Origin of the sequence: Streptomyces sp. ADI96-02 (genome assembly GCF_003846185.1) — a bacterium.
GTDB lineage: Bacteria > Actinomycetota > Actinomycetes > Streptomycetales > Streptomycetaceae > Streptomyces.
Genome location: NZ_ML123034.1, coordinates 6,525,276 through 6,547,725, shown reverse-complemented (window position 1 = coordinate 6,547,725; position 22,450 = coordinate 6,525,276). Strand labels below are relative to the sequence as shown.

The following is a 22,450-nucleotide window of genomic DNA, read 5'->3' as shown; positions in this document are numbered from 1 at the left end:
GGGGGCGGGCGGGCCGGGTGCGGTGGCCGTCCGGGCCCCGCTGCGCCCATGCTGGGGTCAGGCGGACCGCCGCGCCGTCCTTCGACGGCTCCGACGCTCCACGGGCGGACGCACCGCCCCGGCCGACGCTTCACGGGAGGTGCCGATGGAACCCGTCACCGCGCTGCGGCGGATCGCGTTCCTGCTCGAACGCTCGCAGGCCACCACCTACCGGGTGAAGGCGTTCCGCACGGCCGCCGCCGCCGTCGACGCGATGGCGGCCGGCGAGGCGGCACGGCGGGTCGAGGCGAAGAGCCTGGAGCGGGTCCCCGGTATCGGACCGCGCACGGCCGAAGTGATCCGCGAGGCGGTGGCCGGCCGGGTTCCCGGCTATCTGGACCGGTTGGAGAAGGAGGCCGCCGCAGCGCCGGCGGTCGAGGGCGGCCGGGATCTCCTGGCGCGGATCCGGGGCGACTGCCATGTGCACTCCGACTGGTCGGACGGCGGCAGCCCGATCGAGGAGATGGGGCGGACCGCCGCGGAACTGGGCCACGCCTGGGCGGTTCTCACGGACCACTCGCCGCGGCTGACGGTGGCGCGCGGGCTGTCGCCGGAGCGTCTGCGGGAGCAGCTCGCGGTGGTGGACCGGCTCAACGAGTCGTGGGCTCCGTTCCGCCTGCTGAAAGGCATCGAGTGCGACATCCTGTCGGACGGATCGCTGGACCAGGAGCCCGCGCTGCTGGACCGGCTCGACGTGGTGGTGGTCTCGGTCCACTCCGAGCTCCGGATGGACCCCGCGGCGATGACGCGGCGGCTGGAGGCGGCGGTGCGCCATCCGCGGGCCGACGTGCTCGGCCACTGCACGGGGCGGCTGCTCTCCGGGCGCGGCCGGCCCGAGTCGCGGTTCGACGCGGACCGGGTGTTCGCGGCGTGTGCCGAGGCGGGCACGGCGGTGGAGATCAACTGCCGTCCGGAGCGCCTGGACCCGCCGCGCGCGCTGCTGCGCCGGGCCGTCGGGGCGGGCGTCCTGTTCGCGGTCGACACGGACGCGCACGCGCCCGGCCAGCTCGACTGGCAGCGGGCCGGGTGCGCGCGGGCCGAGGAGTGCGGGGTCCCGGCCGACCGGGTGGTGACGACCTGGACGGCGGACCGGCTGCTGGAGTGGGCGGGCTGAACCCCCGTCGGGCCCCGCCGCGCCGGGGAGGCGGGGGGCCGGAACGGCCGCCGCGACCGCCTCCGGGCGGGCCCGGGGGCGGTCGCGGAATGCGCCGCGTGGAGGCGGCGGCTACTTCTCGGGGTAGATGTCCCCGCTGGCCATGGCGCTCTGCTGCTCGCTCCGGTCCCGGATCGTGCGGGACTTCTTCTCCAGCCGCTGCCGTTCCTGCGGGTCTGTCGCGCGCTCGGCGGCCTCGGCGAGCTGCTGGGCCTTGTCACGCATCTGCCGCGCCAGGTCGGCGGGCTCCTGGGAACCGCTCATCACCACTCCTCGCTCCTCGGACGACGGGACCGTCTCCCCCAGCGAACCAGCGACCGGCCGCTTCCGCATCCCGCGGCCTCCCGCCGGGGCGGGCGGATCGGGCGCGCTCCCGGGAAGGTCAGGCGGCCCGGCGGCCCAGCCGACGGCGCAGCGCGCTCAGCCGGGGCCGGCGGTCGTGCACCTCGGCGGACCGCCGGTCCAGCTCCTCGCCCAGCCGCTTCGCCCGCTCGTCGGTGTCCAGCTCGGCCAGCACCCGGTCGACCTCGGCGAGCAGGGCCCCGTGCAGCTGCCACTGGCGCGGGTGCTCCTGGACGTCCTCCAGCAGCAGGTCGGCGACGAGGTCGCGGGAGGCCCGGCTGCGGGTGAGGGCTTCGGCGAGCCGGTCCTCGGCCGCCTCGCCGTCGGCGGCCAGCGGGGTCGTCACCAGTTCGGCGAAGCTCTCGACGGCGTCCGCGAGATGGCCGAACAACTGCCGGAGCGGGGCGGCCACATCGGCCGGGAACAGCTCCTCCTCGGTGCGGGCCTTCGCGAGGTCGGTGAGCGTGCGGGACAGGACCCGTACGACGACGGCGCAGATCTCCAGGGTGTCCAGTCCGGTGCGCAGGACGACCCGGTACAGCAGCCCCTGTCTCACCCTGGGGTTGAGGGTGAGACTCTCCTCCGCCTGCCGCAGCGAGGCGTCCACCTCGACGATGTCGTGGTCGAGCCTGCGGGCCTCGTGCAGCCGGGCCGCCGCCCGGGACACGGGGATGTTCCCGGCGACCTCCTGGCCCATGCCGCGGAGCATGTCCCCCATCCGGTCGGCCAGCCCGACGATGGAGGAGCCCGCCGAGCGGACCCAGACGGGCGGGGCGAAGACGAGGTTGAACAGCAGCCCCACGACCGCGCCGATCAGCGTCTCCCACACCCGCTCCCAGGCCGTGTCGGCGACCTGGGAGACGCCGAGGACGAGCATCGCGCTGATCGCCACCTCGGGCACGAACTCGTCCACCCGCACCAGCCGGCCGATCAGCAGCGAGGTGAAGATGGTGAGCCCGAGGCTCCACCAGCTCAGTTCCACCAGGGCGCTGAAGCCGATGGCGATGAGCACGCCGACGACGACGGAGTTCACACGGCGGATACCGGTGGTGAGGGTGGCGTAGAGGGTCACCTGGACGACGAGGAGCGCGGTGAGGGGTGCGGTGAGCGGCGCCGGCTGGGGCAGCAGCGCCACCGCGAGGGAGTAGGCGATGACGGCGGCGGCGGTCGAGCGCAGCGTCTGCACGCCCGCGGGTTCGGTGGTGCGCTGCACGAGCTTGACGACGGGGGCCTTGATGACGGGGGCGGAGACTCCGGGCATGCCTTGACGGTGCCCCGATTCCCGCCGCCGCAGCTCTCCGGGCCGGAGGCTGCGTCCGTACGGCCCTGTGCGGGCGGCCGGGGCCGGCGCGGCGGCGGGCCCCGCCCGGGGGCCGGGCGACATGCGGTGGGGGCCTGGCGGAGAGATCCTTGGAGTATGGCTATTTCGCGGACCACCCCAGGGTCCCGGGTCCCTCCGGGCACCGGCACTCCCCCGCAGGAGACACCGCCCGCCGAGGGCTCGATCGGCGACGCCCACCAGGAGCGGCCGGACGGCGGGATCTGGGAGCACCCCGTCGTGTGGATGGGGCTCATCATGCTGGGCGCGCTGGTGATCGCGGGGTTCTTCATCGGAAGGATCTTCGGCTACGGCTGAGCACCGGGTACGACACGACGCCGCCAGGCGCTCTTCGCGTGGGCACGGCGGAGCCCGTGCCGCCGTGCGCGGCACGGGCTCCGCCGCCCTTCTCCCTACCGGAACTGCTCGGTACGGGAACTGCTCGGTACAGGGACTGCTCGAAACTCCGGAACTCAGTGCTCGAAGGCGCCGCGCGGTTCGCGCGCCCGTTCCTCCTGCCGGCGGGCGGCGGCCTGCTCCCGCCGTCCCTCGGCCTTCAGCCGCTCGTCGCCGAGCGCGATGCCGTCCGATTCCTTGATCATGCCTTTGAGCCTCCGCGCCTTGGCGCGGGCGAGGTCGGTGCTCTTTCCCACAGCTGCCTCCATGCCGCGAGGGGGATGCGGTACCTCCTCCATGATGCATACGAGCGCCGGGGAACGCAGTTCCCGCTACATCAGCGGGTCCTCGCCCTCGTCGGTGCCGCCCTCGACCCGCAGGGCGAGGTCCTGGAGGACGTCGGCCGAGGAAACGTCCGTCTGCCCGGAGTCGTGCACCTGCGCCAGCATGGTGAAGGCGAGCGTGAAGGCGCTCACGAGCTGTTCGACGGCGCCGCCGACCTCGCGCCCGACCACGGTCACCACCTCCTCGACGGAGAAGTCGTCGGGGATGGCGATGTGGGGCATCGTCTCGTTGAGCAGGGCGGTGACGGCCCCCGCTCCCGCATCCAGGTCTTCCCGTTCGAGGTCCGCCTCCAGCAGGCGCTGCATTTCGCGCGCCTCTGTGAGGATGCCGATCACGCGCTTCACGACTTCCCGTTGCTCCATGGCCGCGAGCATAGAACGTGCAACCTGGTCGCAACGTCCGATGGAGTTCACTTGCACCCCGTCGCCTCAGGCCGGGAGAGGAACGATCGATGGAACACGACACGAAACCACCCGCCGTCGAGCTGACCGCCGGGGCCGCCGATCTCCTGCGGCGGTTGCGCGCGGACCACGGCCCGCTGATGTTCCATCAGTCGGGCGGGTGCTGCGACGGCAGCGCGCCCATGTGTTATCCGGCCGGTGAGTTCCGCACCGGGGGTTCCGACGTGCTGCTCGCCGCCCTCGACGTGGACGGCGTGGCGGAGCCCGTCCCGTTCTGGATGTCCCGCAGCCAGTACGAGGTGTGGGCGCACACCCGGCTGATCGTCGACGTGGTCGAGGGGCGCGGCAGCGGGTTCTCGCTGGAGGCGCCGGAAGGAGTGCGCTTCCTCATCCGCTCCCGGCTGGTGGACGGCTGAGCCCGTCCGGCCGGGCCCCCGGGGCTCAGCGCGGCGGGGGCTTCCCGCGCGAGCGGTTCTCCAGCATCGCCCGCCGGATGCCGGCCGCCGTCGCCCGCGCGTGCTCCGGGCTCGCCGTGTGGTCGGCGACGGAGGTGACGAAGCGGTGCAGCGGCCGGCGGCAGCGGGTGCACGGCGCGTCGGTGGTGACGAGGTGGCCGTCCTCGCACTGCGGGTCGGCGCAGGCGCCGGGCGCCAGCAGGTGCTCGGCGATGTCCTGGGCGCTCCAGCGGCGGCGGCCGTCCTCGTCCTTCTCGTTCAGGGCGTGGGCCCAGCGCAGGTTCCAGCGCCGCTCGACGCGCTCGCGCAGAAGGCCGGGGGTGCGTACGGCAAGCTCCTGGTGGATGAGGTCCTGGACGGCGCTGGGCACCCGGCCGCCGAGGGCCTGGAGGAGTTGCGGCGGCAGCGCCTGGAGCACGTAGCCCGGCGCGTTGCTCTTGGCGTTCTCCCGCCAGCGGTCGCACGCGCAGGTCCCGTCGGGACGCTTGGGGCTGCGGCACCGGCCGCACAGTCCCCGGCACTCGGCGCACAGACCGCCGTCGAGCCCGTCCAGATGGGGCGCGGGAGCCCGGCCGCACGCGTGGCAGCAGGCGGCGCAGGGGCCGCAGAGCCGTTCGGAGCCGGCCTTCGTCGTCCAGGTCCGCATCTGGCAGCGGCAGCACAGGCCGGAGTTGCAGTACTCGTGGTGAGCGGCGCCCGAGTGCCGTCCGGGAGGCGGAAAAGACATCTGCCCATTGTGCCTCGGCGGACGGCGACGGTGCTCCGAGGTCAGGGATGCAGGTCGCCGACCAGGCGTGCGGTGGCGCTGATCCCGTCGTGGATGGTGGGCGCCATGCTCGTACTGGCCATGAGGAAGCCGAACAGCGCGCAGACCAGTGCGTGCGAGATCTTCAGTCCGCCGTTCCGCAGGAAGATCACTGCGAGGATCAGCAGAAGCAGCACCAATGAGATCGAAATGGCCATGGCCAACCTCCTCCGCCGCGCCGGATTTGCGGCTTTCGGCCGCCAGTGTGGCGCAGCGGAGAGGCCGTTCGGCGCACTGGCGTGTCCGCCGAACGGGTACGGGCCGACGGGGCGCGTTACGCGGACGGCCGCGCGCGGTCGCGGGCGCGCAGGAAGCGTTGGAGTCCGGCCAGGTCGTCGGTGTTCAGGTGGTCGACGCCGGCGGCGAGCAGTTCGCTCCAGACGGCCTCGCGCTCGGGGCCGGGCTGGTCGGGGGTGGCCCAGAAGCGGATGCGCCGTCCTTCTCGGTGGGCGGTCGCCACCAGCGCGCGGAGCCGGTCGCGTTCCGCGCCGGGCATGGGGCCCGCGCCGAGCCAGCCGAAGGCCGACGTCCAGTTCGCGCTGACCAGCGGGGCGAAGGAGGCGGGGGCCGGGGTGCCGAGGTCGTCGAGGCGGCCGTCGTAGAACGCGTGGCGGGTGCGCTGAGCCTCCATCGGGACCCGGGCGGCGCGGTCGCCGGAGACGACGACGGTCACCGCGCCGGGGCGAACCCGTCCGTGTGCGTAGCCGGTCAGGATGCGGCGGTGGCGGCTCAACTGCCGGTCCAGCTCGCGGTAGGCGGCGACGCCGTCGGCCTTGATGTCGACGAGGAGCTGGAGCGGGGCGCGGTGGTGCGGGTGGACGCTGCCGTGTCCCCGGCGGACCAGGGCCTCCAGCGGGTCCAGGTAGAGCGAGGCGAGCGTGCGCGCGGGGTCGATCTCGTCGGCCTCGTGGGCGACGAGCAGTTCGCCGCCGACCAGGAAGATGTCGGCCTCGACGCTGGTGAAGCCGTGTTCGATCGCGTCGAGCAGCGGACGGGGGTGGAGGTAGTCGTTGTGGGCGTGGGCGCGCGCCAGCGGGCGCGGGCCGCGTGGACGCGCGGACGCGGCCGGAGCGGCGGCGGCGACGCCCGCCGGGACGGTGACGGCGGCGGCTCCGGTGAGCAGCGCGGTGGTCAGGATGCGGCGGCGGGTGGGGTGGCCCATGCGGTTCTCCCTCGGGGGGCGGTGGTGCGGTCGCGACGAGTATGGAGCCGCACACCCCACTTCCATCAGGTACCTGCCAAACGTTGGCGTGATCTTCGCCTGCCGGTCGGCGGCCTCCCGCCGGGAGTTCGCCGTACGGCGGCGGCGCCCGCCGCGTGCCGGCCGCCCCGGGGCGGCCGGTACCGGATCAACGCGCGGCGGCGAGCGGGGCGTCGGCGTCCTCTGCGGTCCATCGGACCGTGCGGTCGCACCAGCGCTCCAGGAGCACCTGGTCGTGGCCGACCGCGAGCAGCGCCGCGCCGGACCCGGCGCGGTAGGACTCCACCACGGCCACCAGGGCGGCGGTCGTGGAGGCGTCGAGCATGGCGGTCATCTCGTCGCAGATCAGCAGCTTCGGCCGCAGCACCAGCGCCCGCGCCAGGCAGGCGCGCTGGAGCTGGCCGTCGCTCACGGCGTGCGGGCGGCGCTCCAGCAGTTCCTCGGACAGGCCGACCCGCGGGGCCAGTTCCGCCAGCCGGGCCGGGACCTCCGCGCGGCGGCCGGTGGCCCGCAGCGGCTGGGCGATCAGCTCGCGCAGGCTCAGGCGCGGGTCGGCGGAGAGCCGGGGCTGCTGGAAGACGACGCCGACGCTCGTCCGCTGCTCGCGCGGTGCGCGGTGCCGCCAGCCGCGTACCACCGTGCCGTCCAGCGTCATGGTGCCGGCGTCCGGGCGGTGCAGCAGGGCGGCGACCCGGGCGAGGGTGGACTTGCCGCAGCCGCTGGGGCCGAGGAGGCCGACCGCCTCGCCGGGGCCCACGTGCAGCGAGACGTCCCGTACGACGGGGTCGCGGCGGTCGTAGCCGGCGGTGATCCGGTTCAGGTCAAGCACCTGCGGCCTCCTTGGCGGGCAGCTCGCGGCCGGTCAGGCCGTGGTGGCAGGCCAGGTCCGCCTCGAAGGCCGGGCGTTCGCCGGTGCAGCGGGCGTCGGCCCGGACGCAGCGGGCGGCGAAGGCGCAGCCCTCGGGGAGCGCGCCCAGCTCCGGGGGCATGCCGGGGATCGGGGCGAAGTCGCGTTCGGGCAGGGCGTCCAGCAGGCCCTTGGCGTACGGGTGGCGGGGCCCGGGGGCGCCGAAGAAGCGGGCGGCCCCGGCGATCTCGACGATGCGTCCGGCGTACATCACGGCGACGCGGTCGGCGACGCGCTCGGCGGCTGCCAGGTCGTGCGTGATGATCAGCAGCGCCCGGCCCTCGTCCGTGTGGCGGCGCAGTTCGTCGACGGTCCGTTCGACGAGGTGCCGGTCGAGTCCGGTGGTCGGTTCGTCGGCGAGCAGCAGCGGTGCGTCGCCGATCAGGGCGAGCGCGGTGGCGGCGCGCTGGGCGAGGCCGCCGGAGAGTTCGTGCGGGTAGCGGTCGAGGTGCCCGTCCGGGAAGGAGGCGCGGGCGGCGGCCTGCCGGGCGGCCTCCCGTACGGCGTCGGAGCCGCGCACGCCGGTCAGCTCGCGCAGTGTCTCCTCCAGTTGGGCCCGGACGGTGCGCACCGGCGTGAGGTGGGCGGCGGGGCTCTGCGGGACGAGCCCGATGCGCCGCCCCCGTACGGAGCGGGCCAGGGTGCGTTCGCCTGCCGTGAGCAGGTCGGTGTCCCCGTCGAGGACGGCGCTGCCGGAGGTCCGCGCGTTGGCGGGCAGCAGCCCGAGCAGGGCGGAGGCCAGGACGGACTTGCCGCACCCGCTCTCGCCCACCAGGGCCAGGCACTCCCCCGGTGCGACGGAGAAGCGGGCGTCGGTGACCGCGGCGATGTCCCGGCCGCCGCGCATCCGGAAGCGGACCGAGAGGTCGCGGACGGCGAGGACGGGGGTGGCGGCCGGGGCCGCCGGGAGGCCCGCGCCGCCGGTCGCGGCGGGACGGCGGGCGGCGCTCTCAGGGGTGCGGGTCACAGCATCAGCTCCGATTTCCGGCGCGGGTTGATCCGGTCGCGCCAGGCTCCGGCGAGTCCCGCGAGCGCGAGGGTCGGAATGATCAGGAAGAGGCCGGGGAAGAGCGTCGGCCACCAGTCCCCGGCGAGCAACGAGCCGCGCGCCGACTGGACCAGGTTGCCGAGGCTCGCCTGGTGGGCGGGCAGGCCGAGTCCGAGGAAGGAGAGCGCCGACTCGTGCCACATGGCGTGCGGCACCATGAGCACCGCCGCCAGTCCGGCCTGCGGGAGCACGCCGGGCAGGAGGTGCCGTGCGATCACCCGGAAGCGGGAGGCGCCGCCGGACACGGCCGCGTCGACGAACGGGCGCGAGCGGAGCGAGAGCACCTCGGAGCGGACGATGCGGGCGGTGGAGAGCCAGTGCGTCAGGGCGACCGAGACGATCACCGGCCAGACGCCGGGCCGGAACATCGCGACGATGAAGATGCCGAGCAGCAGGTGCGGCACCGAGGAGAACGTGTCGACGAGCCGCATCACGACCCGGTCGGTCCAGCCGCCGAAGGCCGCCGCCAGCGCGCCCACGGCGGTGCCGACGACGGTGGCGGTCAGGGCCGCGACCAGGCCGACGAGCAGCGAGACGCGCAGTCCGTAGACGCAGCGCAGCAGCAGGTCGCGTCCGACGTCGTCGGTGCCGAACGGATGGGCCCAGGACGGCGGCCGGAGCTTGTTCGACAGGTCGACGGCCTGCTGGTCCAACTGGGCCAGCGGCGGTACGAGGAGGACGGCGAGCAGGACCGCTGCGACGATCACGGCGGAGGCGGTGACCCGGACGCGGCGGCGGTTGCGGCCCGGCAGGGCGAGCGCGGTGTCAGCCATCGAAGGCCACCCGGGGGTCGGCGAGTCCGTACAGCACGTCGGAGAGGAGGTTGCCGAGGAGCACGGCGGCAGTGGCGAGCACCGTGAGCGCGGCGAGCAGCGCGAAGTCGACGGAGGTGGCCGCCTCCACGGTGGCGGCGGCGATGCCGGGCCAGCTGAAGACCGTCTCGACGAGCAGGGCCCCGGTGATGAGTTCGGGGACGCGGGACCCGATCAGGGTGAGCATCGGCAGCATGCCGGAGCGCAGCGCGTGGCCCAGCAGCACGGTCCGCTCGCTCAGACCGCGGGCGCGGGCGCCGCGCACCGGGTCCTCGGCCAGCGCGTCGGCGACTCCCTGGCGTACGTAGAGGAAGAACCACGGCAGCTGCGAGACGCCGAGGACGGCGGCGGGCAGCACCAGGTGGGAGGCGACCTGGCCGAAGGTGACGGTGTCGCTGGCGGCGTCGGTCAGTCCGCCGGCCGGCAGCACGTCCAGGGTCAGGGCGAAGAACCAGATCGCGAGCAGTCCGAGCCAGAAGGCGGGGGCGGCCTCCAGGGTGTACGCGGCGGAGCTCGCGCAGCGGTCGAGCCAGCCGCCGGGCCTGCGGGCGGCGAGCACGCCGAGGCCGGTGCCGAGGACGATCGCGACGGCGAAGGCGGTGGCGGCCAGCAGCACCGACCAGCCGACCCGCTCGGCGATCACGTCGGCGACGGGCTGGCGCATCACGCTGGAGTCGCCGAAGTCGCCTTGGAGGGCCGAGGTCAGCCAGTTCCACCAGCGGGCGGGCAGCGGCTGGTCGACGCCGAGGTTGGCGCGGAGCTGGTCCAGGTTCTCCTGCGAGGCGGTGAGCCCCGCCGTGCCCGCGTACGCCTTGACGGGGTCGAAGGGGGACGCGGCGGCGACGGCGAAGACGCCGAAGGTGACGACGAGGAGCACGGGGACGGCGAACAGGGCCCGCCGTCCCGCCATCCGCGCCATCGGCCCCCAGGGGAGGCGGCGGCTCACTTCTCCGCGCCCCCGGTCCGCCACTTCTCGACGTTCCACCAGGGGCCGGAGGCGAGTCCGTGGTCGTGCGGCTCGACCTGGGTGCTCAGCGCGCCGAACCTCTTGTCGACGACGTAGAGGTGGTCGATGTGGGTGAGGAAGGTGTAGCCGGGGTTCTTCACCAGTTCGCGCTGGACGGTGTCGTACGCCTTCTTGCGCTCGGCCTTGTCGCCGCTCCTGCGGCCCGCCTCCACGGCGGCGTCGACGGCCTTGTTGTCGTACCAGGCCATGTTGTTGAAGCCGTCGCCCGCGAGGGAGGACTTCAGCAGGTTGTACTGGTCGAAGTCGGGGTCGGCGGGCGAGCCGCCGCCCGCGAGGACCGCGTCGTTCTTCATCCGGGGCTCGATGACCTCCCAGGTGCCGCCCTCGGTGGTGATGTCGATGCCGGCCTTCTTGGCGTCCGAGGCGTAGGCGAGGGCGTGCTCCTGGCGGAGCTTGTCACCGGTGAGGTACCAGAGCGGGAAGGCGGCGCGGACGCCGTCCTTGACCCGGACGCCGTCCTTGCCCGGCTTCCAGCCGGCCTCGTCGAGGATCCTCTTCGCGGCGGTGAGGTCGTGGCGGCGCTCGGTGCCCCGGGCGAACCACTCGCTGTCGGTGGGCACCGGGCCGTAGGCGGGCTTGCCCGCGCCGTTGAGGATGGAGTCCACCATGGCCTGGCGGTCGACCGCCACGTCGAGGGCCCGGCGCACCGCGGTGTCGCCGGCGACCTTGTTGCCGGTGGGCAGCGTCACCGTGCGGTAGTCGTAGGTCGTGGCGGTGTACGTCCTGCGGTTCGCGTCGTCGGCGAAGCCCTTGGCGAGGTTCGGCGGCAGGATCGCGGCGTCGAGGTCGCCGGAGCGCAGCCGGGTGGCGCGCACGTCGTCGTCCTTGATGATCGCCATGGTGAACTTCTTCACCTCGGGTGCGCCGCCCCAGTAGTCGGGGTTGGCGGTGAAGCTCAGCTTCTCGCCCTTGGACCACTTGGTGAGGACGTAGGGCCCGGTGCCGACGGGCCGGGTGGCGAAGGCACCGGTGTTGACGTCCTGCTCGCCGGCGATGTGCTCGGGGGCGATGGGCAGGACGGTCCGCTGGGCGAACGGGGCGTAGGGGTACTTGAGGGTGAAGACGACGGTGTCCTCGCCCTTGGCCGTGACGTCCTCGATGGCGTCCAGCTCGGTGCGGGAGGGGTTGTTCGTCTTCTCGTCCAGGATGGTGCGGTAGGTGAAGACGACGTCCTTGGCGCCGAACGGCTTGCCGTCGCTGAACTTCACCCCCGGGCGGAGCTTGTAGGTGTAGGTGAGCCGGTCCGCGCTGATCCGGGGCAGTTCGACGGCGAGTGCCGGGCGGAGCTTCATGTCCGCGTCCAGGGCGAGCAGCCCGTCGAAGATCTTGGAGTTGCCGTCCTTCCCGTAGCCGAGCAGCGGGCTCAGGCTGTCGGGCTCGTAGGCGATGCCCACCACGGCGGACGTGGACGCGGATCCGGAACCGCCGTCCGAGCCGTCCGGGTTCGAGCAGGCTGCCGCGGTCAGGGACAGTGCGGTCACCAACGCGGCGGCAGCCGCACCCCGTATCGATCGGGCCGTCATACTCTGCACATCCCTGTTCAAGATCGGCTGTTATTGCGAACAGTATGCAATTAAACAGCACGTAAAAGATCCTGGTACACCCCCGCCTACTGAATGTATGCGGACGTTCCGACAACGCGGCGAGGCGCCGTAACTGTCGTCGCGCGCCCGCCAGGGATTGCGGGACGGCCCTCAGGAGCCTCCGGAGGCAGACTGCCGGTCCCGGGCCGGAAGCGGGAGATCCACCCCCGCCTCCTCCAGCGCTCGGGCGGCCAGCTCCAGCGCCCAGTCGTCGTACTTGTTACGGGCGAAGTGCAGGAGTGACACCTCACGCAACGCCTCGCCGGTCAGGCTCCCCCCGTTCAGACGGGCGACCTCCAGATAGGCAGTCTGGTCCTGCGACGTGGTGCCGTGGAGAGGGGCGCGGAGCGCCAGACCCGGCATGAAGTTCCAGCGCAGCGGCAGTTCCCCCACCAGCGCGCGGTCCGCGGCCTCGTGCAGCGCCAGCCACAGGCACAGCTGGTCGTTCGGGACGAATGCCGCGCGGTGCGGACCGGTGGCGATCCGCCGGTAGAGCTCCGCCCAGCGGGTGCACAGCGGGCGCAGGGTGCCGGCGCGCCCCAGCAGCACACCGGAGTTCCAGCAGAGCAGCCGATCGAGTTCCGCCGAGGTGAGCCGGATGTCCAAGGCCCGGCGGAGAAGGTCGCGGATGTCGTCCGCCGAGGGGTCGCGAGCGGTGAAGTTGAGGCGGCCGAAACCCATCAGGGTGGGGATGACCGGTCGGCGCAGCAGCATCATCAACGGCCGGTCCCCGTGTGGCTCCGCCTCTCGCAGCCCGCGCACCTCCAGCACGTCGTCCAGGAGCAAGGTGTCCGAGTCGATGTACAGGATGTCGTCGAACGGGGCCGAGCCGATGGCCCCGATCTTGAGCAGCCTGGACCGGATGAACTCGTTCTCGACCGCGAGCGGGGCGGTGACGAGTTCGACCCGCAGACGTCGCGCCGCCGCCTCGGCACGTTCGTCCGGGGCGTCCACCACGAGCCGTACCGGTACGGAGGGCGAGTGGGCGCGAAGCGAGCTGATGGATGCCATGGCGAAGGGGACATGGCTGCGCGTCGCGGCGAAGACCACCCCGAAATCGGAGCGATGCCGGGCCTCGGCCCGCTGTGTGCTGTCGGACATGCGCTCCCCTGGTGACGTGGACGACGGCTGTTCACGTGCGCGGTGGCCGCGGAGCGATCGCCGCGGCGTGTCCTGGGACGGTCCGCCGGGCTGCCGGCCGCCGGGTCACCGTCCCCCGCCCGCCGGCGGTGGCCCGGTGGTCGCCTGCGCGCCCTCCAGCAGGGCCAGAGCCCGGCCGATCCGGATCAGCGTCCGGTCCCGCCCCAGCAGATGCACCGACTCGTAGAGGGGAAGCGACACGGAGGCGCCGGTGACGGCCACGCGCACGGCGCCCAGCCGGCCGCGGTCGACCGCTCCGCGCATCGCCCGCGCGATCCCCTCCGTGTCCCACGGGTCGAGGGACCGCAGTGCGGCAGCCGCGCGGCGCAGTGCTGCTCGCGCCTCGTCCGCGGGCAGACCGGCGCGGGGATCCTCGGCACCGCGGAACTCCTCCTCCCCGAGCAGGAGGAAGGCGAGGAGCGGGGGCGCGTCCCGCAGCACGGTGATCCGGGGCCGCACCAGGGGCAGGGCGGCCCGCAGCACGTGTTCGGCGGGGCCCCGGGCGGGCAGCCCGGCCCGTTCGAGGTGGGGCCGGACTGCCGCGAGGAAGCGGTCCGGGTCGAGCAGACGCATGTGAGCCGCGTTCAGGGCGCGCACCCGGTCGGCGTCGAAGCGCGCCGGGGCGGGGCTGACCCGTTCCAGGCTGAAGGAGGCGACCATGTCCGCGAGGGTGAACACTTCCCGGCCGTCGGGCGGCGACCAGCCGAGCCGGGCGAGGTGGTTGACCATGGCCTCCGGCAGACAGCCCTCGTCGCGGTAGCGGAGCAGGTGCGCCTGAGGGCTGCTGCGGCCCAGGCGGCGGCGGTTCGCCCCCACGACCGAGGGCAGGTGGCCGAACCGGGGGACGTGGGCGGCCACGCCGATGCGGTGGAGCGCGTCGTGCAGGGCGAGGTGGCCAGGGGTCGCCGGAAGCAGGCTTTCGCCGCGCAGGACGTGGGTGATGCCCATCACGGCGTCGTCGACCGGATTCGCGAGGGCGTAGAGGGGCGCGCCGGAGCCGCGGGTGAGAGCGGGGTCGGGAACGCTGCCCGCCCGGAAGACGATGCGGCCCCGGACCAGGTCGTCGACGACCGCGTCGCGATCGGGCATCCGCAGCCTCCAGACGGGTCGGCGCCCCTCGGCGAGGAAGCCCTGGATCTGTCGGTGCGTCAGCCGCCGGTCGTAGTTGTCGTAGCCGAGTCGCGGATCGCCGCCGGCCGCCGCTCGACGCGCGGCGGCCTCCTGACGGGTGGAGAAGCACGGATACACCTCTCCGGCCTCACGCAGACGCCGCAGGATCTCGGCGTACAGGTCACCGCGCCCGCTCTGCCGGTACGGCGCGTGCGGGCCGCCGGTCTCCGGCCCTTCGTCCCAGGGGAGGTTCAGCCAGCGCAGGGCCTCCAGCTGGGGTTGCTCGTACTCCGGTCGCACCCGTGTCGTATCGGTGTCCTCCAGCCGCAGCACGAACACTCCTCCCCTGCTGCGGGCGAACACCCAGTTGAAGAGGGCTGCGTGGGCCAGGCCGACGCTGGGCGGCCCGACCGGCGAGGGGGTGTAGCGCACCCTGGTCACGTCAATGTGCCCTACCGCCCTTCTTCCGGCCCGGCGCCGTCACCGACGCCGTGGCCCGGCCGCCCTCGAACGGCTCCCGGCCCAGCCGCAGAGCCAGCGCGGCGGTGACATGGTGCACGAAGAGGTGGTAGAGCAGGGGGGCGAACTCTTCGCGTACGTCTCCGTGGACGGGCAGTACGGTCCCCGCCTCGCGTTCCGTCCACTCCGTCCCGCAGGACTCATGGGGGACGACCGCCACGACCCGGCGGCCGAGGTCCCGGGCCCGGACGGCGACGGCGCGGGCGTTTCTCCGGGTGCGTCCGGGCGGGGCCAGGACGATGAGCGGCAGGTCCGCCGGGGAGGCGAAACGCTCGACGTGGCACCACTCCTCCAGGTCCTGCCCGGCCGCCGGAACCCCCGCACCCTCCATGATCTTGGCGGCGCAGAACAGGGCCGTGCCCTGCCCGGGGCCGCTGCCGGCCAGCAGGATCGCGGGAGCGTCGGCGAGTTCCCCGCCGAGCGCCCGGCCGGCGCCCGACGTGCTCCGTACGGTGGTGTCCACGGGCCCGGCCAGATCGGCGAGCTCACGTCGGAGTCGGCCGGCCGCGGGCGCGTCCAGCGCCCCGCGGCCCTCGCCCAGTGCCACGGCGATCAGCAGCAGACCGAGCAGCGAGCTCTGGTAGGTGCGGATGCCCGGGGAGGGCTCCAGGACGGGCGGCCGGATCAGAAGGGTCCGCTCCGCCGTCTCGGTGAGCGGGCTCCCGGCGCCCGCGGTGACGCCGACGGTCAGGGCGCCGCTCGCGCGGCATCGCGCGACCGCCTGGAGGACCCGTTCGGTCCGACCGGAGGCCGACACCGCGACCACCAGGTCTCTCCCCGGTCCTGCGGTGGGGCGCGGACCGTACTCCAGCAGGCGCAGGGCGCTCCACGGCCGGCAGTCGACGGCGGCGAAGGCGCGGAAGGCCGATTCCGCGGCGCGGGCCGCGTGGTAGGAGTCTCCGTCGCCGGTGAGATGGACGTTGCGCACGGTGGCCCACTCGGCCGGGCTCAGCAGTTCGCCGGCGCGGCGTCCGCAGGGCGCTGTCAGCAGGCGCACGTCGTCCGCCAGCGCCAGAGCTTGACGGATCATCACCTCAGGACGGCATCGCTCAGGCATGTCCGGCCTCCTCCGTACCGCTTCGGGGGCGGACGCGGGGACGTCCCGCCCCGGCCGCCGCGGCGACGTACGCCCTGACCCGCCCCGGGTCCACCGGGCCTCCCCAACCGCCCGGCTGGAGGCAGCCGCCCACGAACGCCCCGTCGGCCGCGGCCAGCAGGCGGCCCGCGTTGGCGTGGTCGGTGTGCCCGGCGAGGAGCACCGGAAGGCCGGGGCAGGCTCGGCGCAGGGCGGCCACCGTCCTCAGCAGCGCGGCTTCGTCGGGGTCGCTCACGGCGAGGGCGTCCGCTCCGGCCTGTTCGGCCCAGCGTCCCACCTGCCCGATGGGCGGACTGCCGCCCAGCCAGGAGAAGTGCATGGACGACACCTCGGCCACGACCCGCACCCCCCAGGCTCCGATCTTCTTCCGGTACTCCATGACGCCGGTCGGATCGGCCTCCACCAGCCCGTGCGGGGAGAGGGTCGCCCCCACCAGTGTGGCCACGCGTACGAAGTCGGCGTCCGCCGTCCGTGCCACGGCCAGCGACGCGCGTACGGCGTTCCGCATCATTTGTACCCCGACGCGGAAGTCCGCGCCGACCGCCTCGCGGACCGCGCGCACGGCCAGTGCCATGGCGGCGGTGCGGGCCGGGTCGCTGTCGTCCGCCGCACCGGCCACGCGGTCGGCGGTCTGCACCAGGCAGCCGTCCGCGCCGCCCTCCCTCAGGGCCAGGGCGTCCGCCACGGCCCGGTCGATGATCTCGGGCAGGCTTCCGTCGCGGTGGAAGGGCGTGCCGGGTAGCGGCGCGAGATGCACCATTCCGAGGACGGTGGAGCCCTGTGCCCGCAGCAGTCGGCCGCCCGCGTCTGCTGGGCCGGGGCCGGTCACGCGGAAGTCCCGGGGCCAAGGCGCGAGAAGGCGAGTGCCAGGTCGTCCCAGGGGCGTGACGTGGTCACGCGGACGGGTCCGCCGCCCAGGCAGAAGGTGAGGACTCCGGGGAAGACGGAGACGCCGGTGTCGTGGAGCAGGCGTCTGAAGCACAGGTAGGAGTCGTCGAAGGAAGGGAACTGCACCGTCGCGTTGATGGAGTACAGGGGAGGGACGACGCGTGCCGGGAGGTCCTCCAGTCCGGCCACCGCCGCGGCTCGCACGACGCGCAGGGACTCCTCGCGTGCACGGCGTTCCAGACGGTAGCTCCGGTACGCGGCCCGCAGCCCGTCCGGCCGCAGCCGGTAGCCCGCCTCGAACTCGGCGCACTCGGCCGCTCCGGGTTCGACCAGGCCCTCGGCCATCCACCGTTCCATCCGGGCCAGCACCTCCACCACGGTGTAGAAGAAGGACGGCGGACCGCCGAACGCTGTGGAGGCGTACTCGTGGTACTCGTCCACGAGGCGTCTGTCGGCGAGGATCCATCCCACCTTCAGACCCGGTGCCGACCATGCCTTGGAGAGGCTGCTGACCCGCACCACGTGCGGTGAGCGCCGGGCCGCCGAACGACGCCGTTCCGGCCCCAGCCACTCGTGGCACTCGTCGAGGACCACGACGCACGAGGGCGCCGCCGCCCGGATCAGGGCGGCCAGTTCGTCCTCCGCGACGGCGGCCCCGGTGGGGTTCCCGGCCGTCTGCAGCAGCACCATGGGGGTGTCCGGCCGGATCGCCTCGATCAGCGGTGCGAGCGATACACGGCCCCCGGACGAAGGCAGCGGGACCAGCCTCACCGGGTGGCGGCGGGCGGAGGTCTCGACCAGGGGAGGGTAGTTCGGGATGGCGCACAGCACCGGTGGCCGAGAGCCGCTGTCGTTCGGCCGCCCGTAGGGGCCCGTCAGGATCAGATCGGCCAGGGAGCTGATCGCCGCTGTGCCGCCCATGGTGATGGCGACCTCGGACTCGTCGTATCCGCCCTCCTCGATCCGGGCGTTCTCGTAGCCGGCGACGGCACTGCGGGCGGCGGCCCGGCCGCGTGAATCGGAGTACCCGTACCAGTCCCGGTCGAGGGCGTAGCGGACGCACTGCTTGAGCGCTCCGGGCAGACCCCACACCTCCTCGCTCACCGAGCCGCCGGACAGGATCACGTCGGAGCGCTCCCGCAACGCGCCGTAAAGGTCGTCGCGGAAGAACCAGTTGAACAGTTCCTTCACCATGCGCACGGTGGCCCGTGATCCCAGCACCTCCTCGGCGTCCACGGTCCGCAGGGGCCGGGCCGAGCGCCAGCGCTCCGCGAGCCCTGGCCGCAGCGCGTCCGCTCCGAGCGCGTGCTCGACCCGCCCCAGCCACAGGTCGCGCAGTTCGAAGGGGTCTCGCGGATCGCGTGCCCGGGCGAAGACGTCCAGGGCCGCGGCGTCCACATGGGGCAGGAACACGGCGTCGTCCCGGTGCGGGGCAGGAGGGTGGCGGGCCATTTCCCGCGCCTCGTCCGGCACCGCCGGCGTCTTGAGCTGAGGAACGGAAGCGAACAGTCGCATACTCACTCCCAAGTGCGGACTCGATACGGAGAGATCTCCTCGGGCGGGCCGCGGATCGTCCGGGAAGGCCCGTCAGAGGACGCGGAGCCGTTGGAGGTGGCGCAGCCCCACTCCCGAGGCGGGCGCCGCGGTTCTGCCGTGGAAGAAGCGGCGGTTGTCCACCACGACCAGCAGGCCCGCCTCCCAGCGCACGCCGGAGGCGCGCGTCGTGTACATCGCGGCCAGCAGTCGCCGCAGGGCCGCGTTGACCCGCTCCGGCTCGGGCTCCGGCTCGCGGGCGCGGGCCGGTTCGGGCGTGTAGCGCCATCGCAGCCGCTGCCCCATGAAGTCGCGGAAGGAGAAGACCGGGCGCTCCTCCTCGTAGCGCAGTACGGGAGGCGGAGTACCGGCCCGATAGACGGTGGCCGTGAGCAAGCGTCTCTCCTCGCGGTCCAGCCGACTCGCCACCTCGGCCATCGGCACGAGCACGGTCTGCGCCGCGGCGGCGCCTCCTGGAGCACGGCACATCAGCACGATGTAGCGAGGCTGCTGAGCGACGCCGCGTCCGCTGCCCTCGCTGTGCAGGGCCAGTGCGTCGCGGGCGAAGGGCTGCAGCGCCGGGTCCGCGGTTCGCTTCCGTACGCTGCGCAGGTTGAGTACCACCCGCTCCTCGGTGAAGGGGAGTACCGCGGGATCGGTTTCGGGCTGCGGTGTCCCCAGCAGGGAGCCGAACTGGAGCAGTTGGCGCACCGGCAGGGGGCTCCCCAGCCTCGCCGACGCGAAGCCGTGCTCCCGCACCATGTCGAGGAGGCTCTGTCCGCCACAGGCCGGGAACGGTCCGGAGCGCAGTCGCAGAGGTGCGGGTGAGGGAGGCGGGAGAACAGTGGCGCCGTGCAGAAGAGACCGTCTCATCGAACGGTGAACATCGTTTTCCCGTTCGACTAATTCCGCTTCGGTCAAAGCCCACACCCTTCACCCAGTGATTTCACGGTAGTCAGGCGGTTCGACGGCAGCGAGTGCAATGCAGGCCATCATCTGGCCGGATCAACTCTCGTCATGACGCCGTCCCGTCGAATGACCGGCCCTGTTTCGGAGTGCGAAAAAGTCGATCACTGTTCGTCTTCTCCCCCGCCGAAAGCACATGCCCTATCGTGGCTCCGTGGACGAAATCATGCGTTCCGTCGCCGAAGCCGTCCGACACCACTCCGCGCGGGCGGACGCGCCCGCTTCTCTTCCCGACGCCGACGCCCCGCTCAAAGAGGCCGGTCTGGATTCCCTCGCGCTGGTGGGTCTCCTGTCCCACCTGGAAGAGCACTTCGCGGTGTTCTTCCCCGACCGCATGCTCACCCGGGAGACGTTTCACAGCGTACGGACGGTGGCCGAGGCCGTCCGGGAGCTGCGGGGAGAGGGCTGATGGCGCGGCGGAACGAAGCGGTCGTGACTCCCCCCGCCGGCCGGCCCGGTCCGCCGCGGAACCGGGCGACGGTCCTGGACCATCTGGCCCGCAACGCCCGCGCGCTCGGACCGGCGCCCTATCTCACCGCGGTGGACCCCGACGGCGGGGAGGACACCCTCACCTTCGCCGACGCGGAACTCCTCAGCCGCCGCCTGGCGGGCCGGCTGCGGGAAGAGGTGGGCGCTGCCGCGGGTGTCGTGGTGGGACTGGCGCCCGCCAACGACGTCAGCTCGGTGCTCGCGGTGCTGGCGCTGTTGCGGACCGGCGCCGCGGTCCTGCTCCTGGGACCGCACGACCCTCCCGAGCGCGTGCGGGCGCAGACCGCACGGCTGGGCGTCAGGACCGTGCTGCGCTCGCCGGCGCTGCCCGTCCGGGCGCAGGCTCCCGGTCCGCCCCGGCAGCTCACCCTTCCCGGCGTCCGGCGCGCGTGCGACCCGCGTGCGGACGGCCGGCCTGCCGTCGACCGGGCCGTCGCGCTCCCCGACGACGCCCTCGTGTTCGCCACCTCCGGCTCCACCGCCGCCTCCAAACTGGTCGTGCAGTCCCATCTGAACCTGGTGTCCAACGCGGAGATGCTCACCCGGCACCACGGGCTGCGGCCCGGCGACCGGCTGTTGGGATGCCTTCCGATCCACCACGTGAACGGCCTGCACTTCACGGTCCTGGCGCCGCTGGTGGCGGGGGCTCACGTGGTACTGGCGCACGGCTTCGATCCGCTGACGCACCCGCGCCTGATCGTCCGCCACCGCCCCCGGATCGCCAGCGTCGTCCCGTCGGTCCTGGACGCGTTGCTGGAGACCTGGCGCCGGCCCGGGCAGCAGGACCATCTCGGCTGCTTCGTCACGGCCGCCGCCCCGCTGACCTCCGGCACCGCACGCTCCGTGGCGCAGCGCCTGCGGGTGCCGGTCGTGCAGGGCTACGGACTGACCGAGACCACCAACTTCGCCACCACCATGCCGCACGGCCTGACGGAGGATCTGTACCGGCGGCTCGTCCTGGACGAGGGCATTCCGTCCGTGGGCGTGCCGCTGCCCGGAACCGGACTGGCCGTGCTGCGCGAGGACGGCACCCCGGCGGCCCCGGGCGAGGCGGGCGAGGTCTGCATGCGCGGTCCGCATGTGATGTCCCGGTACGAAGGGAACCCCGAGGCCACCGGCCGGGCGTTGCGCGGCGGCTGGTTCCACTCCGAGGACCTGGGGCGGATCTGGCGGGATCCGGCGTCCGGCCGCGTGTTCCTGACCCTCACGGGGCGGATCAAGAACATCGCCAAGGTCGGTGGCGAGGCCGTGTCCCTGGACGAGATGGACCGTGTCCTGCGGGCCGTGCCCGAGGTGCGCGACGCGGCCTGTGCCGCTCTCCCCCACCGGCTGCTGGGCGAACAGGTCGTGGCCGCCGTCGTTCTCGCCCCCGGGGCGGCGACGGCGGGACTCCGGGAGCGTCTGGCCGCCGTCTTCCCCGCCGCCGTGCTGCCGCACCGCATCGTGGCCCTGGACGCCATCCCCCGGACGGCCACCGGGAAGGTGCTGCGCCCCGACCTCGCCCGGCGGCTGGCAGCGGATGAACACCCCGTCGCACGGCCGCGCTGACGTCACGTCGCCGTGAGCCGCCGCTGCAGGTGCACGCGGCGCACTCCGGCGTCCTCCAGGACCGGCCCCTGCTGCTCGAAGCCGAGCTGTGCCAGCAGCGCCGAGGAGCCGCGCAGGTCCGGATTGGCCTGGGCGCGCAGAACGTCGGCCCCTCGGGCACGGGCTTCCCGCAGGGCCTCACGGAGGCAGCGCAGTCCGGCCGGCTCACCGGTTTCGAGCAGTGCGGGCAGGACCGACAGCCGGCTGAGGTAGAGGGGGCGCGCGGCCGGGGCGAAGCGCGCCTCGTCCGGCGGGAAGGGCGGTTCGGTGGTCAGGGTGAACGAGGCCACGGCCGTGCCGCCGCTGCGCAGTACCCGGACGCACCCGGCTCTGACCCGGCGTCTGGTGGTCTCCGGGTCCCGCCGGGGAACCGGCGTACCGCTGAGGCGGGCGTGCAGGGCGTCGCTCGCGCACAGCAGGGCGTGGACCTCGGCGTCCAGGCGCGCGACCTCCCACCGTCCGCTGTCCGTCGGGGGACGTCGGCCGCGGTCCGGAACGGCGGCCGGCTCAGCCATGTGCCGCTTCTCCGAGACGCGCCGGGGAGCCCGGCCCGGGATCGGCCGCGAGCGGCTCCTCGGGGACGAGCGTCATCCGCTCGGGCGAGGTGAGCGGCATGTGGGGCACGCCGAAGGCGAGCAGTTCGAAGGGCTCCCGGGCGGCCCGGTGGGTCCGTACGCCGTGCGCGTACCGCGCCGGTACGTAGATGGTGTCGCCCGGGCCGATCTCGTAGTCGATCCCGTCGACGTGGATGACGCCGCGGGCGCGCAGCACGTACAGCAGGTGGGCCCCGGGGTGGGTGTGGAGTTCGAAGGCGCTTCCCGGTCGCATCACGAGCCGGTCGACGCCGATCTCGACATCGCGGTCGATCATCTCCGCGGCGCCCTCGACCCCTTCGATGCCCGACAGCGCGACGCCGTCGGGGCCCGCGAGCAGCACCGCGCGTTTCTCCAGCACATTGCGGATATGCCGTTGTGCGTCGAATTCGTCAGTCATGCGGCCTCCTGTTCCCAGTCCACCGTCTTACCCAGCCGGTCGGGCGTGTGAAAGCCGAGGCGCGAGAATGGCGGAAAGAGAAGTGGGTTCCCGGTGGCCGCGAGATACAGAGTTACCGGTGTTGCGCCTGTTTCCCGAGTGATTCGAGAAGAGAAAGAATTGAGCCCCCGAGGCTCGCAGCAACGTGTTCCGGACGGCTTTCGGCCATACTTCACGCGTGTGTTCTGCGCGACGGGTGACACTTCTACTCTGAGTGGCCATGGCCTCCCGTCCTGTTTCCCCTCGTGCCGAGAAGGC

Annotated in this window: 25 protein-coding genes; 5 read left to right on the top strand and 20 right to left on the bottom strand. The window is 73.4% G+C overall.

Translation table 11 applies throughout. The annotated features are described in order from the left end of the window. Positions 1 to 145: 145 nt before the first annotated feature. The gene (locus EES43_RS28640; protein ID WP_124271462.1) at positions 146 to 1,153 is read left to right on the top strand and encodes a PHP domain-containing protein; all 1,008 of its coding nucleotides are present in this window, start codon (positions 146 to 148) and stop codon (positions 1,151 to 1,153) included. A 111-nt stretch (positions 1,154 to 1,264) separates the two neighbouring features. Here EES43_RS28640 and EES43_RS28635 read toward each other — a convergent pair whose 3' ends face one another. Together EES43_RS28635 and EES43_RS28630 are read right to left on the bottom strand one after the other, a co-directional pair. Continuing rightward, the gene (locus EES43_RS28635) at positions 1,265 to 1,456 is read right to left on the bottom strand and encodes a DUF6381 family protein (RefSeq protein ID WP_124271461.1); all 192 of its coding nucleotides are present in this window, start codon (positions 1,454 to 1,456) and stop codon (positions 1,265 to 1,267) included. A gap of 118 nt (positions 1,457 to 1,574) precedes the next feature. Continuing rightward, on the bottom strand, positions 1,575 to 2,795 hold the full coding sequence (locus EES43_RS28630; protein WP_124271460.1) for an FUSC family protein: 1,221 nt from the start codon (positions 2,793 to 2,795) through the stop codon (positions 1,575 to 1,577). 156 nt (positions 2,796 to 2,951) lie between these two features. Between EES43_RS28630 and EES43_RS28625 the strand changes: the two genes are divergently transcribed. Continuing rightward, a complete protein-coding gene (locus EES43_RS28625; RefSeq protein ID WP_124271459.1) occupies positions 2,952 to 3,170 on the top strand; it encodes a DUF6480 family protein in 219 nt (72 codons plus the stop codon). 155 nt (positions 3,171 to 3,325) lie between these two features. On the opposite strand, the gene EES43_RS28620 is transcribed toward EES43_RS28625, so the two are convergent. After that, positions 3,326 to 3,505, bottom strand: a complete 180-nt coding sequence (locus EES43_RS28620) for a CsbD family protein (RefSeq protein ID WP_124271458.1) — start codon at positions 3,503 to 3,505, stop codon at positions 3,326 to 3,328. A 75-nt stretch (positions 3,506 to 3,580) separates the two neighbouring features. Beyond that, complete coding sequence (locus tag EES43_RS28615; RefSeq protein ID WP_124271457.1) at positions 3,581 to 3,967, bottom strand: hypothetical protein; 387 nt, start codon at positions 3,965 to 3,967, stop codon at positions 3,581 to 3,583. Between the two features lie 77 nt (positions 3,968 to 4,044). On the opposite strand from EES43_RS28615, the gene EES43_RS28610 reads away from it, so the two are divergent. After that, positions 4,045 to 4,410, top strand: coding sequence for a DUF779 domain-containing protein (locus tag EES43_RS28610; RefSeq protein WP_124271456.1), 366 nt, complete (start codon positions 4,045 to 4,047; stop codon positions 4,408 to 4,410). A gap of 25 nt (positions 4,411 to 4,435) precedes the next feature. On the opposite strand, the gene EES43_RS28605 is transcribed toward EES43_RS28610, so the two are convergent. The 14 genes from EES43_RS28605 to EES43_RS28540 form a co-directional block, all read right to left on the bottom strand. After that, positions 4,436 to 5,176, bottom strand: coding sequence for a hypothetical protein (locus EES43_RS28605; RefSeq protein WP_124271455.1), 741 nt, complete (start codon positions 5,174 to 5,176; stop codon positions 4,436 to 4,438). A 41-nt stretch (positions 5,177 to 5,217) separates the two neighbouring features. Then, positions 5,218 to 5,412, bottom strand: a complete 195-nt coding sequence (locus EES43_RS28600; protein ID WP_124271454.1) for a hypothetical protein — start codon at positions 5,410 to 5,412, stop codon at positions 5,218 to 5,220. 116 nt (positions 5,413 to 5,528) lie between these two features. Further along, positions 5,529 to 6,416, bottom strand: a complete 888-nt coding sequence (locus EES43_RS28595) for a phosphatidylinositol-specific phospholipase C/glycerophosphodiester phosphodiesterase family protein (protein ID WP_124271453.1) — start codon at positions 6,414 to 6,416, stop codon at positions 5,529 to 5,531. A 187-nt stretch (positions 6,417 to 6,603) separates the two neighbouring features. Further along, positions 6,604 to 7,284: an ABC transporter ATP-binding protein gene (locus EES43_RS28590; protein ID WP_124271452.1), complete on the bottom strand. Its 681-nt coding sequence runs from the start codon at positions 7,282 to 7,284 to the stop codon at positions 6,604 to 6,606. After that, on the bottom strand, positions 7,277 to 8,209 hold the full coding sequence (locus EES43_RS28585) for an ABC transporter ATP-binding protein (protein ID WP_241192734.1): 933 nt from the start codon (positions 8,207 to 8,209) through the stop codon (positions 7,277 to 7,279). Before EES43_RS28585 ends, EES43_RS28590 begins: the two co-directional genes overlap by 8 nt. A gap of 116 nt (positions 8,210 to 8,325) precedes the next feature. Further along, complete coding sequence (locus tag EES43_RS28580) at positions 8,326 to 9,183, bottom strand: ABC transporter permease (protein WP_124271450.1); 858 nt, start codon at positions 9,181 to 9,183, stop codon at positions 8,326 to 8,328. Further along, the gene (locus EES43_RS28575; protein ID WP_124272194.1) at positions 9,176 to 10,141 is read right to left on the bottom strand and encodes an ABC transporter permease; all 966 of its coding nucleotides are present in this window, start codon (positions 10,139 to 10,141) and stop codon (positions 9,176 to 9,178) included. Before EES43_RS28575 ends, EES43_RS28580 begins: the two co-directional genes overlap by 8 nt. 23 nt (positions 10,142 to 10,164) lie before the next feature. Then, positions 10,165 to 11,772, bottom strand: a complete 1,608-nt coding sequence (locus EES43_RS28570; protein ID WP_124271449.1) for an ABC transporter substrate-binding protein — start codon at positions 11,770 to 11,772, stop codon at positions 10,165 to 10,167. A gap of 171 nt (positions 11,773 to 11,943) precedes the next feature. After that, entirely contained in the window at positions 11,944 to 12,933 is a 990-nt protein-coding gene (locus tag EES43_RS28565) for a hypothetical protein (RefSeq protein ID WP_124271448.1), read from the bottom strand. Positions 12,934 to 13,038: 105 nt separating this feature from the next. Further along, positions 13,039 to 14,523 (bottom strand): glutamate--tRNA ligase, encoded by a 1,485-nt coding sequence (gene gltX / locus EES43_RS28560; protein WP_241192563.1) that lies wholly within the window; start codon positions 14,521 to 14,523, stop codon positions 13,039 to 13,041. A gap of 1 nt (position 14,524) precedes the next feature. Further along, positions 14,525 to 15,658 (bottom strand): SIS domain-containing protein, encoded by a 1,134-nt coding sequence (locus EES43_RS28555; protein ID WP_124271446.1) that lies wholly within the window; start codon positions 15,656 to 15,658, stop codon positions 14,525 to 14,527. Next, positions 15,651 to 16,457 (bottom strand): BtpA/SgcQ family protein, encoded by an 807-nt coding sequence (locus EES43_RS28550; protein WP_124271445.1) that lies wholly within the window; start codon positions 16,455 to 16,457, stop codon positions 15,651 to 15,653. The genes EES43_RS28555 and EES43_RS28550 overlap by 8 nt, the downstream gene beginning before the upstream one ends. Before the next feature lie 65 nt (positions 16,458 to 16,522). Then, on the bottom strand, positions 16,523 to 18,100 hold the full coding sequence (locus EES43_RS28545) for a pyridoxal phosphate-dependent aminotransferase (protein ID WP_124271444.1): 1,578 nt from the start codon (positions 18,098 to 18,100) through the stop codon (positions 16,523 to 16,525). 72 nt (positions 18,101 to 18,172) lie between these two features. Continuing rightward, entirely contained in the window at positions 18,173 to 18,880 is a 708-nt protein-coding gene (locus EES43_RS28540) for a TauD/TfdA family dioxygenase (RefSeq protein ID WP_164493302.1), read from the bottom strand. Positions 18,881 to 19,238: 358 nt separating this feature from the next. Here EES43_RS28540 and EES43_RS28535 point away from each other — a divergent pair, with 358 nt between their 5' ends. Then, entirely contained in the window at positions 19,239 to 19,493 is a 255-nt protein-coding gene (locus EES43_RS28535; RefSeq protein ID WP_164493301.1) for a phosphopantetheine-binding protein, read from the top strand. A gap of 23 nt (positions 19,494 to 19,516) precedes the next feature. Further along, positions 19,517 to 21,121 carry a class I adenylate-forming enzyme family protein gene (locus EES43_RS28530; protein ID WP_164493300.1) on the top strand — a complete coding sequence of 535 codons (1,605 nt, stop codon included), beginning with the start codon at positions 19,517 to 19,519 and terminating at the stop codon, positions 21,119 to 21,121. Positions 21,122 to 21,123: 2 nt separating this feature from the next. On the opposite strand, the gene EES43_RS28525 is transcribed toward EES43_RS28530, so the two are convergent. Both EES43_RS28525 and EES43_RS28520 read right to left on the bottom strand, forming a co-directional pair. Beyond that, positions 21,124 to 21,675, bottom strand: coding sequence for a GNAT family N-acetyltransferase (locus EES43_RS28525; RefSeq protein ID WP_241192562.1), 552 nt, complete (start codon positions 21,673 to 21,675; stop codon positions 21,124 to 21,126). Then, complete coding sequence (locus EES43_RS28520; RefSeq protein WP_124271440.1) at positions 21,668 to 22,153, bottom strand: cupin domain-containing protein; 486 nt, start codon at positions 22,151 to 22,153, stop codon at positions 21,668 to 21,670. The genes EES43_RS28525 and EES43_RS28520 overlap by 8 nt, the downstream gene beginning before the upstream one ends. Between the last annotated feature and the right edge of the window lie 297 nt (positions 22,154 to 22,450).